The organism is Bradyrhizobium sp. CCGB12 (genome assembly GCF_024199845.1).
GTDB lineage: Bacteria > Pseudomonadota > Alphaproteobacteria > Rhizobiales > Xanthobacteraceae > Bradyrhizobium.
Genome location: NZ_JANADO010000001.1, coordinates 6,450,531 through 6,465,230, shown reverse-complemented (window position 1 = coordinate 6,465,230; position 14,700 = coordinate 6,450,531). Strand labels below are relative to the sequence as shown.

General features: G+C 64.1%; 9 protein-coding genes. 2 read left to right on the top strand and 7 right to left on the bottom strand.

Annotated elements, in window-relative coordinates:
• Positions 1–190: 190 nt before the first annotated feature.
• Entirely contained in the window at positions 191–3,247 is a 3,057-nt protein-coding gene (locus NLM27_RS29600) for an AAA family ATPase (protein WP_254146637.1), read from the top strand.
• 155 nt (positions 3,248–3,402) lie between these two features.
• Here NLM27_RS29600 and NLM27_RS29595 read toward each other — a convergent pair whose 3' ends face one another.
• The 6 genes from NLM27_RS29595 to NLM27_RS29570 all read right to left on the bottom strand — a co-directional run bounded on the left by NLM27_RS29595 (position 3,403) and on the right by NLM27_RS29570 (position 12,141).
• Positions 3,403–4,899, bottom strand: coding sequence for a sugar ABC transporter ATP-binding protein (locus NLM27_RS29595; RefSeq protein WP_254146636.1), 1,497 nt, complete (start codon positions 4,897–4,899; stop codon positions 3,403–3,405).
• Positions 4,896–5,993 carry a hypothetical protein gene (locus NLM27_RS29590; RefSeq protein ID WP_254146635.1) on the bottom strand — a complete coding sequence of 366 codons (1,098 nt, stop codon included), beginning with the start codon at positions 5,991–5,993 and terminating at the stop codon, positions 4,896–4,898. The genes NLM27_RS29595 and NLM27_RS29590 overlap by 4 nt, the downstream gene beginning before the upstream one ends.
• On the bottom strand, positions 5,990–8,113 hold the full coding sequence (locus NLM27_RS29585) for an SMP-30/gluconolactonase/LRE family protein (protein ID WP_254146634.1): 2,124 nt from the start codon (positions 8,111–8,113) through the stop codon (positions 5,990–5,992). The genes NLM27_RS29590 and NLM27_RS29585 overlap by 4 nt, the downstream gene beginning before the upstream one ends.
• 77 nt (positions 8,114–8,190) lie before the next feature.
• Positions 8,191–9,207 carry a sugar ABC transporter substrate-binding protein gene (locus NLM27_RS29580; protein WP_254146633.1) on the bottom strand — a complete coding sequence of 339 codons (1,017 nt, stop codon included), beginning with the start codon at positions 9,205–9,207 and terminating at the stop codon, positions 8,191–8,193.
• A gap of 40 nt (positions 9,208–9,247) precedes the next feature.
• Positions 9,248–10,219 (bottom strand): ABC transporter permease, encoded by a 972-nt coding sequence (locus tag NLM27_RS29575; RefSeq protein ID WP_254146632.1) that lies wholly within the window; start codon positions 10,217–10,219, stop codon positions 9,248–9,250.
• A 41-nt stretch (positions 10,220–10,260) separates the two neighbouring features.
• On the bottom strand, positions 10,261–12,141 hold the full coding sequence (locus tag NLM27_RS29570; RefSeq protein ID WP_254146631.1) for an AMP-binding protein: 1,881 nt from the start codon (positions 12,139–12,141) through the stop codon (positions 10,261–10,263).
• Between the two features lie 279 nt (positions 12,142–12,420).
• Here NLM27_RS29570 and NLM27_RS29565 point away from each other — a divergent pair, with 279 nt between their 5' ends.
• Positions 12,421–13,365, top strand: a complete 945-nt coding sequence (locus NLM27_RS29565) for a helix-turn-helix domain-containing protein (protein ID WP_254146630.1) — start codon at positions 12,421–12,423, stop codon at positions 13,363–13,365.
• Between the two features lie 46 nt (positions 13,366–13,411).
• On the opposite strand, the gene NLM27_RS29560 is transcribed toward NLM27_RS29565, so the two are convergent.
• Positions 13,412–14,617 carry an ABC transporter substrate-binding protein gene (locus NLM27_RS29560; RefSeq protein WP_254146629.1) on the bottom strand — a complete coding sequence of 402 codons (1,206 nt, stop codon included), beginning with the start codon at positions 14,615–14,617 and terminating at the stop codon, positions 13,412–13,414.
• Between the last annotated feature and the right edge of the window lie 83 nt (positions 14,618–14,700).

Sequence of the window (14,700 nt, the reverse complement as noted above, 5' to 3'; positions counted from 1 at the left end):
CTGGCGCAGCGAAACCTCATGCTTCATGACTGATCGACCATGGCTAAGTATCATCGTGGGCTGTGCTTCGTCCAGCAAGCCGGCAGAGTCGCATCGCTCGGAGAGCTCATTGCGAAGACGTCTTCGACTGCTACTCTGTTCGCCCGCTGGGGATGGTCTGCCGTCTTCCTGAGACATTGAAGGCACTCGGATGCACTGTTTGACGTGTCAGTCGACGATCGATCCGGATGATGGTCGATGTCCGAAATGCGGTGCCGCCGTAAACCGGCAAGCAGACCCGGAGAGCGAGCGCCGGTTCGTCACCATTCTTCGCGCCGATGTGATCGATTCGACGGGCCTGGTCGCCGAGCTCGAGCCGGAAGAGGCCGTCTCGCGGCTTGAACCAGCACTTGCCGCCATGCGGGGCGCGGTGCGCCAGTTCGGTGGCATCGTCAGCAAGGAGCTAGGGGACGGGCTCGCCGCTGTATTCGGTGCGCCGATCGCCGACGACAATCACGCTCCGCTCGCCTGCCACGCGGCGATAGAGCTGGTCCGGCGCGTCGTAGGTCTGGGGGACCCCGGACTTCAGGTCCGGGTTGGCCTCCACTCGGGCCATGTCGTGGCCTACATGGTCGCCAGCGAATTTTCCAAGGTCTACGAGATCGGCGGGGCCGCCCAGCATCTGGCCGCCCGGCTGGAGTCGGCGGCGGAGGCGAATCAGATCTACGTTTCCGAGGCCTGCCAGAAGCTTGCAGAGGGGCACGTTCGTTTCGACTTTCTTGGTCGCAAGGCGCTGCGCGGGTTCAATGAGCCGCTTCCTGTTTACCGGCTTCTGGGCGCCAGCGATCTTTCCAGCTGGCGGGTTCGGCGCGCGCGCAGCGTCTCCCGGTTTGTCGATCGCACGACGGAGCGGGCGCTGCTGTGGCGCGCTGCGGAAAGAGTTGCCGCAAGCCGGCAAACGGTTCTGCTGATGGGCGACGCCGGCATTGGAAAGTCTCGCCTTGCCCACGAGTTTGTGCAGGACCTCCGGGCCGGCGGCTGGCGGCTGATCGACACGGAGTGCAGCCCGAATCTGCAGGGCGCGCCCTACAGCGCGCTCAAGCGCCTGTTGCTGTCGGTCCTTGATGCAGCTGCGCGGGATCAGACCAGAACGGACGATCCCAGAGATGCGTTGCCGCTAGTGCAGCAGCTGGCTATCGCCGCGGTCCTGGACCGGCCGGTTTCCGATCCGCAATGGGACGAATTGGAGCCTCACGCGCGCGGTCGCGCGATTTCGGATGCCAGCTGCGCGATCGTCGAGAGCGTCGCCCGTCGCCAGCGCACGGTCCTTTTGATCGAGGACCTGCACTGGGTCGACCGGGCCAGCGATAGCGTTATTGCCACCCTCTCGGCGCTGCAATGCCCCGATCTGCTCGTGTTGCTGACGACGCGGCCCAACGGAACGCCGGTGTGGATCGCGCGATGCCACGCGGAAATCGTGGCGATGCAGCCTCTCGATGACGAATCGGGACGGGCCATGCTCGCGGAGATGCTTGGTCCCTCCACGACGAATGCGGACCTGAAGAATCGCATCATCTCGCATACGGCCAATATCCCGTTGTTCATCGAGGAAGTCTGCCGCAGCCTAAAGGACAGCGGCACGCTTCGCGGCCAATGGGGAGACCTTTCCCTCGCGCGTTCCGTTGACGAGCTCGGTATCCCCAGCAGCATTCAGGGCGTGATCGCGGCGCGGCTGGATCGCGTGTCACGGCAAGAGCGGTCGCTTCTCCAGATTGCCGCCGCAATTGGACGTCGGGCGAGCCAAGTCATGCTGCGGAGAGTGGCAGCACTCCCGGAGGAGGACTTGCAGAGGTGCCTGGCCGCGCTTGATCGAGCCGAGTTGCTTGTCAGGATCGACAGCGAGTTGGAGGACTCATTCGAGTTTCGGCACGAAATGGTCCGGCAGGTGACCTATGATTCGATGGTCGAAAAAGCGCGCGAAGCGATACATGCCGGCATTCTCGCGGCTCTGGAGACCGATGAGGCATGGGCCGATGGTGCGGACACCCTCTGCTATCACGCCACGCGGGCAAAGGATTGGCAGAAGGCGTTTCACCACGGCAGGGGTGCTGCGCGAAAATGCCTAGCGCGGTCAGCGTTTGCCGATGCCGCCAACTATTTCGTGATCGCGATGAATTCTCTGGACAAGACGGATCTGACGCGTTCGCGGGAGGCAAGTGCCATCGACCTCCGGCTGGAGGCACGCCTGGCGTTCATGGCATCCGGTCAGGTGTCCGATTGGCTGGATCACGGAAAGGAGGCCGAGCGGCGCGCCAACGCGATCGACGATATCGAGCGTAAGGTCGCCGCGATGACGGTCTCGGCTGCCGCCCAAAACTTCTACGGTACGCCTGTCGAAGCGGTTGCGATCAGCGAGGACGTTATCGTCCTTGCCAAGGAATGGGGCAATGTGGGGTGGCTGAATGCCGCCGAATATGGGCTCGGACAAGCGTATTTTCTTGCCGGGCGTTATCAAGAGGCCGAGCGGGCCTTTGCGCGAGTCCGTACCCAATTGCAGGGGCCGGATGCCTGTCCGCCGATCGGCACGCCCCCGAAATACACACTTCTGCTCTGCTGCATGATGAAGAGCTTCACCCACATCGTGATGGGCGAGTTCGACGTCGCCGAGCAGCTCCAGCAACAGGCGGCTGCGATCGCGGAGGAGACGGGCCGCCCCTACGACCGCGTCGCCGCCGCCTATAGCGGCGGCTGGCTCGAGCTCGGCCGCAACGAGCCGGCGGCGGCTGCCGCCGTTCTCGAAGCCGGTTTTGTCCTCGCGCAGAAGCACGGCATCCGCCTGTTCGTGCCGGTGCTGGCCTGCCATCTCGGCATCGCCTATCTGGAGCAGGGCCTGTTCGACCGGGCGCGGGGCATGCTGACGGAAGCGCGGGAGGAGGCGAAGGCGGTCGGCTATACCTCGGCGGTGCTGCGCAGCTCGATCTATTTGGCGCTCGCCACCCACCATCTCGGCGACATCAGGGCCGCGCGGAACATGCTGCGCGAGGCACGCAACACGGCGCGGCAGCAGGGGTTTTCGGGCCTCGAGGCCGAAGCCCTGTTCGGCGAAGCCATGGTGACGCCGCCCTCCGACGCCGACAGCAAGGCGGCCATTCGCGCGGCCCTGCGTGCCAGCATCGCGATCGCCTCCGAGAGCGGCGCCCGGCCGCTTCAGCACAAGGCCGAGGCGATGCTGAACGAGATGCTGGCGAGAGGCGGCGAACTCACCTGACCGCGTCCCACATGGTCGTGCGATCGTTCCGCCGGGCCGCTTTTCTTGCCCGACGCGACGTTTGGATTTCGTAGGCAGATCAGTGATTTACGAGATCGCCTCTACTGTGCATGGGGTTGTTTTCGCCATTCTTGATGGGGCAGGCCGCTGCCGTGCTAATGAATCGCGGCATACATGATCCTCTCCTCCGTCGCGTCGAGCGCAGAGAATTCCTCCACGACCTTGCCCTGACGCGAGACCAGGATGCGGTCGGAGAGCGCCATGATCTCCGGCAGATAGGACGAGATGACCACGACCGCCTTGCCCTCGTCGGCGAGCTGGTTGATCAGCTCGTGGATTTCCACGATGGCACCGACGTCGACGCCCCGGGTCGGCTCGTCGAAGATGATCAGGTCCGGCTCCTGCACCAGCGACTTGGCAATCACGACCTTCTGCTGATTGCCGCCGGAAAGCTCGACCACCTTGGCCTGGTCGCCGATGGCGCGCACCCTGAGTTTCTCGATCCAGCTCTTTCCCACCGTATCGGTCTCCCGCCGCGACAGCAGCATGCGTCCTCTCGGAAACTTCGACAGCAGGCCGAGATAGATGTTGCGCGCGATCGAGGACGTCTCAAAGAAGCCCTCGACCTTGCGGTCCTCGGTGACATAGGCAATGCCGGCCTTCACCGCCGGCGCCGGCACCCGGTAGCGTACCGGCTTGTCGTGCAGCAGAATCTCGCCGCCGTGGAAGAAGTCGCGCTTGAGCACGCCGGAGACGATCTTGAACGTCTCGGTGCGGCCCGCGCCGACGAGGCCGAACACGCCGGTGATCTGTCCCGCGAAGACCGACAGCGAATTGTTCTTCACCATCGGCGCCATCTTCAGATTCTGGACCGTGAGTACGCGCGCGCCGGCCGGCCGCACGGTGCCCTTCCGCGCGCCGTAGAGCGTGTTGGAGAGGTCGCGCCCGACCATGGCCTGCACGATGGCGGCACGGTCGAATTTGGCCGCGTCGTCCGTCACGACGTGCTTGCCGTCGCGCAGCACCGTGATGCGGTCGGCCAGCAACAGGGCCTCCTCCAGGGCGTGCGAGATGAAGACGATCGAGACGCCGCGCTTCCTGAGATCGCGGACCAGGTCGAAGAAGTACTTCTTCTCCTCCGGCGTCAGCGATGCGGTCGGCTCATCGAAGATGATCACCTTGGCGCGGTGCAGGACCGCGCGCGCGATCTCGACCATCTGCTTCTTGGCCGCGCCGAGGCCGCTTACGGTGGCGGTCGGCGTGACGTCGAAATTGAGCGATTGCAGAAACTGCTGCGCGGCGATGTAGATGCCGCGCAGGCGGTTGTAGAACTTCTCCTGCCCGAGAAATAGATTCTGTGCCACCGTCATGGTCGGCACCAGGCTGTTCTCCTGGAACACCATGGCGATGCCGAGGTTGCGCGCCTCAAGCGGCGTTCTTGGTGCGACGTCGGCGCCGTCGATTGTCATGGTGCCCGAGGTCAGCGTCACCACGCCCGCCATCACCTTGGTCAGGGTGGACTTGCCCGCACCGTTCTCGCCGACCAGCGCGTGGATTTCACCGCGGCGGAGGTCGAAGTCGACCCCGTCGATGGCGGGCACGCCGGCGTAGAGCTTTGTCGCCTTGCGTAGCGAGAGCATGACGTCGCTCATGAGCAAAACTCCTCGGCAAGGCCATCGAGTGGCAGTCGCAGTACGCGGCCAGGTCCTTTCGCGATCAGAATGAGATCGCGGCCCATCTCGATCGCCGCAACGACGCCGTGATTGACGCCGTCGACCCGGCTGTGCAGCGAATAAAGCGGCTGGCCTTCGGCGTTCAGGCGAATGACGAGGCCGTAGGAGCGCGGCGGCGCCCACGGCTTGATCACGCCCATGGTCTTGATGTGCGCGCCCTGCATCGGCTCCTTGAACGAGAAGCCCGACCGCAGGCGCGGTGCGACCCAGTAAGCGGGATCAATCTCGGCCATCATGCGGCGGCGGTAAGCCGGCTCGCGCAGCACGAATTCGATCAGCTGGGTGCGCGCGGTGAAGGCGGTGAGCCAGTAACCGCCGCCGGAAGCCTTCGACAGCCGTGACGGATAGACCGGCAGGTGACCGAGCACGGCCCGCGGCGATGTGCCCGGCGCCTCCAGCATGAGACGATGGCGCCAGCTCTCGCTGACCAGCACGCCATTGCCATGTGCGCAGGCACCGAAGGCATGGCCGAGTCCTTGGGCCAGAATTGTCACGCTCTTGCTGGCGGGATCGAGCCTGAACACCCGGCCGCTCCGGTTGAGCTCCATCAGGTCGCGCGCCCAGTCGTCGACGCCGCAGGTCGCCGAGCCGTCCGTTGCGATGAGCGTGTTGTCACTCGCCAGCGCCAGTGCGTTGACTGCATTGAAGGCAGCATCCGCGAATGTCACGTTGGGCTGCTCGGCAGAGGGGTCTGCGTAAAGACGCACCTCGCGTCCTCCGAGCGCCACGGCAAGGCCGCCGCCGGGGAGGGCACACAGCGCCGAGATCGGCCGCGCGAAGCTGCGGACTTCCGACGCCGCGCTGCCGTCGAGACGCATCAGCCGCTGTCCGTCCGCGATGAAGAGATTGCTTCCATCGGTGGCGAGGTCTTCGGGAGCCTCGCATGTCAGCAAGGTCTCGGCGGATTCCAGCTTCTGGTTGGGCTTCAAAGCGCCGTCGAAGGACGGCACGGTGATGGTAGCGTCGCCGCGGCCGAGAAATCGGTTGGCGAATTCCCTGACGGCTGCGATCACGACTGCTTCCCCCACCGCTTGTCATACTGGACGAAGTTCGGATCGGCGTTGTCGAGCTTGTAGCGGCCGATCCGGTTGTTGAGGATGCCGCCGAGATAGAGATAGCCGCGATGCTCGCGCATCGAGGTGATCATCGGATGGTTCTCGCCGTGCAGGTCCCAGAACGATTCGAGGATCCTGCCCTGCTCGTTGAATTTGACCACGCAGCCGGTGTTGATGTTGGGGAACAGCCATTCGTCCACGGGCACGCGCTTGCCCATGCGGCGCCGGAAGCCCGGCATCTTCCAGGCAAGGTCGAGCGAGGGGCTGCGCATGCCGACCAGCGCCAGCCAGTAATTACCGTCCGAAGCGAGATTGATGTTGTCGGGGTAGCCCGGCAGATTGTCCATGACGATCTCGACCTTGCCCTTCTTCGGTCCCGCGAAATAGTAGCGCTTGATCGAGCAGCCGAAGGTTTCGGCGAACAGGATCGACTGGCCGTCGCTGGCGACGCAGATGCCGTTCGGGAATTTGAGGCCGCGCAGCTCCGTGCGCGTCACGCCGGTCTTGGTGTCGTAGGAGATGATACGGCCGTTGCCGCGCGCCTCGAGGCCGTCGATCGGCCACTCGTCCATCTCGTAACGCACGGTGGCTTCCGAAAAGAAGATCAGGCCGTCGTCGGTGATGTCGAGATCGTCGGCGAGCCGGAGGCGGCTGTCGTCGTTGACCGAGCGCATGCTGCGATTGGTCTCGTCGGTCGCCTTTTCGACCGTGCCGTCGGGCTTGATCCGGTAGAGCCCCATGCCGCCGATGCAGACGTAGAGATTGTCCCGCCGGTCGAAGGCCATGCCGAGCGGCTGGCCGCCGATATGGGCGAAGACCTCCATCTTCTGATAGTCGGGCGCCAGGAAGCGCATGATGTCGCCATGGCGCGAGCCGGCATAGAGGTTGTCGTGGCGATCGAGGATGACATCCTCCGGCGCCTCGATGCGGCCGAGGCCGATCGCCTCGACATTGCGCAGCTTGTCGTTCTGCTCGAACGGGCCGCCTTGTCCGATCTCGGTCGGCGGAGGCGGCGGCAACGAATGGTAGGTCGGCGCGACGTAGACCTTGCTGATGATGCGCGTCCGGTTCTTCTGCCAGCGGATATCGACCATGGCAGCGACGAGCAGGATGCCGGCGAGCGCCATCCGGTTGACGCCGCCGCGCGCGTTCATGGTGGTCAGGCCGTTGGTGATCAGCAGCACGATCAGCACGCCGACCGCCGATTTGGCGACCGAGCCCTTGCCGCCGCCGAGTGTGATGCCGCCGAGCACGGTCGCCGTCAGCACGATCACTTCGAGCCCGACGCCGATATCGCCGCCGACGGTGCCGAGGCGGGATGCGAAGAACAGCGCACCGATGCTGGTTAGCACGCCGCTGGCGACGTAGCAGAGTGCGATCGTACGGCGAACGGGAATGCCCGAGTTGTACGCCGAACGGCGCGAGCCGCCGATCGCGGTGATATGCCAGCCCGGGCGGAGCCGCGTCATGAAGATGTGACCGAAGATGGCGATGACGATGTAGACAAGCGCCACGGTCGGAATGCCGAACACGCTGCCGCCACCGATGAAATCCCAGGACGGGATGTCGGGGAAGGCCGACGCGATCGCGTTGGAGTAACGCTGGATCAGCAGATCATAGGCCGAGCGGTAGATGATCAGGGTGATCAGCGTGGTGATGAAAGCGCGCAGCCTCAAGTATCCGATCAGCACGCCGTTGACGGCGCCGAGCAGGGCACCGCAGAGCAGCGTCGCCGCCACCACCGCCGGCACCGGCCAGCCCAGCACGTCCAGGCAATAGAGCGCACAGAAGTCCGTCAGCGCGAAGATCGAGCCGACGGACAGATCGATGCCGCCGACGATGACGACCAGCGCCAGCCCGAGCGCGATGAAGCCGATCTCTCCGGCCTGGCGCGCGGTGTCGGCAAGACTGGCCGGCGACAGGAAGTTGTCGATGGACCGGCTGAGCGCGAGGCCGACGATCAAAAGAAGAATGACCGGAATGGCTGTCTCGGTCCATCGCTTGGACAGGATTTCGCCGAGGAGATGGTCAGGCCAGTAGCGGTAACGCAGGCTTGTGAGTGTGTCGCGCATCGGCATCCAGCAGGGCGTGGAGAATGTTCGGGAGCGAGATCCCCGGGCTGAATGTCCCGGGGATCGAGAGCGTCAGCGCAAAGCTATTTCTTGAGGTCGCTGAGGTTCCAGCAGGCCATCTGGCTGTCGGCGTTCTCCTTGGTGATCGGAATCAGCGTGGTGTATTCCGAGCCCTTGACGGAACCGGGCTTCACGCCGGACGACAGCAGCCACTTGATCGTGCCGGCCATCTGCGCGGCCTGGGTCGGTACGTCGTAGCTCATGTTGAGATCGAACGCGCCGGACTTGACCAGCTCGCAGGCGCCCTTGCGCTCGCCGCCGCCCGAAGTTGCCACGAACACCTTGCCGGTGAGGCCTGCTTCCTTGACGGCCGCCGCGGTGCCGATGTCCATGCCGTCCCAGAACCCGACGATGCCGCAGAGATCGGGATTCTGCTTCAGCACCGTCTGCGTGATCGCCTTGGCCTTGGCGGCGTCCCAATCGGCGGCCTGGCTCGACACCACCTTGATTTCGGGATGCTTGGCCAGAACGTTCTCGACGCCCTTGAGCGTATAGGCGCTCGCTGCCGCCGACAGCGCGCCCTGGATGATCGCGATCTTGTTCGACTTGCCCTCGCAGGCCTTCACCACGCCTTCGGTCTGGCGCTCGCCGATCTCGACCCAGTTGGCGCCGACGAAGGCGGAGCTACGATAGGCCGAGCCCATGTTGATCTGGATGACGTAGATGCCTTCGTTCTCTGCGCGCTGCAGCAGCTTTGCGTAGGTCTGCACGTCAGGGTTATGGACCACGATCACCGCCGGCTTCTCGGAGATCAGCGACGTCACGGCCTGCGCGCCGGCGTTGGTGTTCCAGTTGGCATCGCGGATCACGAACTTGACGCCGAACGGCTCGAGCTCCTTCTTCAGGCCGGCATACCAGCCCTCGGTGAGGTCGAAGTTCATGGCGACGGGAACGTAAGCCACGGTCTTGCCGGCCAGCGCTTCCTTGAACGGCTTCTGGAACGGCTCGTCGAGGCCCTGCTGGGCGAGAGCCGGTGCGGTCATGGCCGCAAGACCCAGTGCGGCAACGAGTGCCTTGGTCGGGGTGCCGAAATGCTTCATTGCTTCCTCCTTCGTTGTGGTTGTCGTTGTAATCGGTAGTTCAGATGTCGCCCTGCTGTGCCGTTTCTTCGTTGCGCGGATTCAGGAAGGAATCCGTGATGACGGCGAGCAGCAGCACCACGCCCTTGATGAGGTTCTGCCCGGCGTAGGAGATATCCATGATGGTCATGCCGTTGAGCATCGTGCCGATCACGAGCGTGCCGATCACGACGTTCAGCACGCCGCCGCGGCCGCCTGAGAGGCCGATGCCGCCGAGCACGACGACCAGGATGACATCGTAGATCAGCGTCGAGTTGAAGATGCGGGTCGGCATCGAGTTGACCGATGCCGCCATCACGAGGCCCGCGAAGCAGCCGATCAGTGCAGTGATCACATATTGCAGGACGATGATCGGGCGCGATGGAATGCCGGTGACGCGCGCAGCGAAAGGGTTGTCGCCGATCGCGTAGATGTAGGCACCCCAGCGCGTCCTTCGCAGCAGGAACGCGACGACGATGCATGCGATCGCGAACATCACGATCGATGTGGGGATGCCGAGGATCGTTCCCTGCCCGAGCTTCTCGAAGCCGTCCATGCCGGGGCTCCATTGCACGACGTCGAGCTGGAACAAGGCGGCCTGCCCGAGGCCGGCGAGGAGGAGGCCGGTGGCGAGCGTGGCGAACAGCGAGGGGACTTCGGCATAGGCGATCAGCCAGCCATTGACGAGGCCGAAGGCGATCGTGAGCAGCAAGGCGGTCAGCAGCGAGGCCGGCATCGAGTGACCGTTCTGCACCATTTGCAGGACCAGCCCCGGCGGGACCGCGAGCGCCGCGATCAGCGAGATGTCGATGCCGCGCCCGATCACGACGATGGCCATCGCAAGACCGAGGATGCCGAGCACGGAGACGTTCTGCAGCAGCGTCAGCATGTTTTCCGGCGTGAGAAAGCCGCGCAGGAAAATCGAAAACACCAGGAACAGCAGGGCGAAGACGGCGAAGACGATTTCCTGCTGATTGAACCGAATGCGCTTCATCCCAGTCTTGCCTTTCTGCGACGTCGACCTCTGCGGGGCCGTTATGACGATCGGGTCGTGATGCGATATGTCTGCGGGAGCGGTGTCAAGCTCTCGGTGAGTGCCTTGACCCGATCCTGATCGTTAGAATCGATCGAGATGTGGACAAGCGTGTTCAGCCTGGCGTCCTTCTCGACGACGATGTCTGCCATGGTGTCCGGTCCGAAGATGCGGTCGATCTCGGTCCTGACCTTCTCCTGGACTGCGAGGTCGCGCAGCGTGGGCTTGAAGATCTTGCCGACCGCGGTAACCGGAAGCGCTTCGAGCAGCACGACGCGCTTCGGTTTTGCAGGCGGCTCGTTGACATTGCGTTCGAGATGCTCGCGCAGCTGTGCGAGGTCGATGGTCTGTCCCGGCGACGGTACCACGAAGAGAATGGGCACCTCGCCGGCATAAGCGTCGGGCATGCCGACGGCCGAGCTCATCTGGACGCCGGGGAAGGCGTTGGCGACGTCCTCGATCGCGGCGGGGTCGATGTTGTGACCGCCGCGGACGATGAGGTCCTTCTCGCGACCGGTCAGCACCAGGCGCTGATCTGCCGTGAGGTAGCCGACATCGCCGGTGACGATCCAGTGATCGTCGGTGAGCACGCCCTTGTTGTGCTGGGGATCGAGATAACCGGGAAACACCTGCGGTCCTCGGGCGAGCACGAGACCGCTGGTGAGCGGCGGGCATTCCGTCCTCAGGCCGACATCGTCGAGCGCGACGATTCTCGTCTGCGCAAACGGCGCCCGGAAGCCGACGCTGCCTTGCACGGGTGTTCCGCGGCCCGGATTGAAGGCGATCGCCGCCGCGGTCTCCGTCATGCCGTAGGTCTCGAACAGCGTGATCCCGGTTCGCGCCTGAAACCTCTCGCTGACCGCCTTCGGCGCCACGGCCCCACCGGTGAGCGCCATGCGAACCGAGCTGATGTCGGAGGAGCCGATCGGCACTTCCGCAAGCGCGGCAATCGACGTCGGCACGCCGCTGACGATGGTCGCGCGAAATCGCTCGACCGTGTGCCAATAGTCGCGGATGGCATCGGGACTTCGGAGGCTGTAGGGCGAGGGAATGATTACATGGCCGCCGGCTGCGAGGATCGACAGGCCGAGCGTCATCGTGCCGCCGACGTGAAACAGCGGAAAGCCGTTCACGGCTGCATCCAGCTCATCCAGTCCGTGGACCTGCGCAAAGCTCCAGGCTGCATGGATCTGGTTGCCATGCGTCAGCCGAACCAGCTTCGGCCGTCCGGTGGTCCCGCCGGTGTGGAACAGGGCGCAAATCGCCTCGCGATCCGCCGAAGGCTCGAAGTCCAGCGTATCGCGCGCTCCCGCGATCGCCTCGTCGAAGTTTAGAAACCCTTTAGGCAGGATGCCGCTCGTACCGATCACAAAAATGGACTTCAGCGACGGGACGCGCTTTGCGACATTGGCCGCCTTGGCCCAGATCGCGCGATCGGCCGCTTCGGCAGGGATGACCAGCACGGTTGCGTTCTGCGCCTCGAGCAGGTCGACGATCGCGTCCTCGTTGAGGAGATAGTTGATCGAGCTGGCAACGCCCGCGACCTGCGCGCCGAGTAGCGCCGGAAACAGCGGCCGCAGGATGGGGCAGAGGAACGCGGCGGTGCCGCCGCTCGTGCCAATCCCGTGCAACCTGAACAGATTGGCCGCACGCGTGATTTCCGCGAGCAGTTGCGGATGCGTCAGCGTCACGTCGCCCGGTTCGCGCGAGCCCTTGGTCAAGACCGTCAGCGCAGGCCGGTCGGGATGCAGGCGTGCAGTGGCGTCGAAGAGATCGAGCAGATTGCGGGCGGGGACGAGGGAGTCGTAAGGCCGCTGCTCCAGCGCCTCGATGTCGGCGATGGTTTGAACCGGCTGCGTGAACCGTATCGTGATCGGTGACATGGCGCTGCTCACGAGCATCGCCATTCAGGCGGCACGACAAGCTGTGCAGCAGTTGGTTGGACCTGACGCAAGCGAACGTTTCCCGCCTATTTTGTGGGCTGCTTTTTGGTCTTCATAGGCCACATGCCGAAACGCGGCTTGCTCCGGAGCGCAAAGCTTTTGCTTCTCCGCGCAAACAGTCTTGCGCGTAGGCGGCGGGCATCTACAATCCCGATGCTCGGCCAGCTTGTGCGATGCACAAACGACGTTCATCTTGGCTGCGCAACGGATGGGCGCACGATGAACCTGGTCTTCTCGACGGACGAGCTGGAGCCGTCCAAGCGCTACGCGGCATGGCAAGGCGCCATCTGCGATGTGTACGTTCATGTCGACGTGAAAGCCGAGCAGCGATCCGACTATCAAGGTTTCATCCGCGAGGCGCGGTTCGGCGCCGTCACGATGACGGACGTGCTGCTTTCGGAGCAGCGCATCTCGCGCCGCGAGCGGCACATCGCAAAGCTCGACAAGGATTGCTACTATGTCGAATTTGTCCAGCAGGGCCGGATCAATGTTCTCCAGGCCGGGCAGACCCTGCTGTCGAACCCCGGCTTCAGCACGATCTTTTCGGCCTCCGAGGCCTATGATCTCGAATGTCTCGGCAGGGTACGATCGCTCTACCTCGAAATCTCGCGCAAGGAGTTCGCGACGCGCTTCAGCGACGGCCGTCTGCCTGTCATCACGACGATGGCGACGAGCCGCGGCCTTGGCCGGATTGCCGCCGAGTTCTGTGCGACGCTTGCCGCGGAAGGGGCGCCGCTGGACGAGACCGTGAGAACCCGGCTCGGCGGTGAGCTGATGGACGTGCTGGCGCTCGCACTCGACATGGGCGACCGCGACGAATTCTCGGAGGAGGCGAGCGCGCAGCAGGCCCGCCTGCGCTCGGTCAAGGCCTGGATCGAAGCTCACCTCACCGATGCAGACCTGTCGCTGGAAAAGATCGCGAAGAGCAATGGCGTGTCGCTCCGGCATCTGCACTACCTCTTCCGGCTCACCGATGTGTCGGTGTCCGAATGGATCTTGGATCGCCGGCTGCAGCGCTGCTACGACGTGCTGACCCGTCCTGAGCTGCGGTCGCTATCGATCACGGAAGTGGCGTACCAGTTGGGTTTCAGCAGTTCGTCGTATTTCAGCACGGTTTTCCGCAAGAAGTTCGGCCACAGCCCATCGGACCTGCGGCGGCGCTAGTGGACCTGCACCGCGCCAGCGCGATGCAGGTCCGTCGTCGTCGGCGTCACTTCACCAGCGGGCAGCCGCCATCCTTCAGCGGCCGGAACGCCTGATCGGCCGGCACTTCGGCGAGCAGCTTGTAATAGTCCCACGGAGCCTTGGACTCTTCGGGCTTCTTCACCTGGAACAGGTACATGCTGTGCACCATGCGGCCGTCCTCGCGCAGCACGCCGTTGTCGGTGAAGGCGTCGCGCACCGGCAGCTCGCGCATCTTGGCCATCACGGTCTTGGTGTCACGGGTGCCGGCGGCCTGCACGGCCTTGAGGTAGTGCAGCGTCGCGCTGTAGGTCGCGGCCTGGTTCATCGTCGGCATGCGCTTGACGCGCTCCAGGAAGCGCTTGCCGAAAGCGCGGGTCTTGTCGTTGAGATCCCAGTAATAGGCCTCCGTGATGATCAGCCCCTGCGCAAGCTTGAGGCCCAGGCTGTGCACGTCGGAGATGAACATCACGATCGCAGCCAGGTTCTGGCCGCCGGCAACGATCCCGAACTCGCCGGCCTGCTTGATCGCATTGATGGTGTCGCCGCCGCCGTTGGCGAGCCCGATGATCTTGGCCTTGGAGGCCTGGGCCTGGAGCAGAAATGACGAGAAGTCCGCCGTGTTGAGCGGATGCTTGACGCTGCCGAGCACCTTGCCGCCCGCCGCCTTCACCACGTCACCGGTGTCGCGCTCGACCGAATGGCCGAACACGTAGTCGGCGGTGAGGAAGAACCAGGTGTCGCCGCCGTTCTTGACGATGGCGCTGCCGACCGTGTGCGCGTTGGCGTAGGTGTCGTAGGTCCAATGCGCGGTGTAGGGCGAGCAGGATTTTCCGGTGATGTCGGAGCTGGCCGCATCCGTCACGATCATGATCTTCTCGTACTGCTTCGACAGCTCCATCACCGCGAGCGCGGTCGCCGAGGTCGGCAGGTCGATGATCATGTCGACGCCCTCGGTCTCCCACCATTTGCGGGCGATGGTGGAGGCGACGTCCGGCTTGTTGAGCACGTCGGCCGCGACCATGTCGATCGGCTTGCCGAACATCTGCCCGCCAAAATCCTCGATCGCCATTTTGGTGGCCTCGACATTCCCCTGGCCGCCGATGTCGGAATAGACCGAGGAGAAGTCGGAGAGCACCCCGATCTTGAGCGGTGCCTGCTGGGCGAAGGTGGGAGAGATCAGGGCAGCCGACAGCAAGCCGGCCGCAGACACGAGTGCTGCGATAGGTCTCATGGATACGTTTCCTCTTGTATGGGACTATCCTGTCCCTTTGTCCGACAAAGTTAGAGCCGGGTTACTGCGGAGTCAATTTGCTG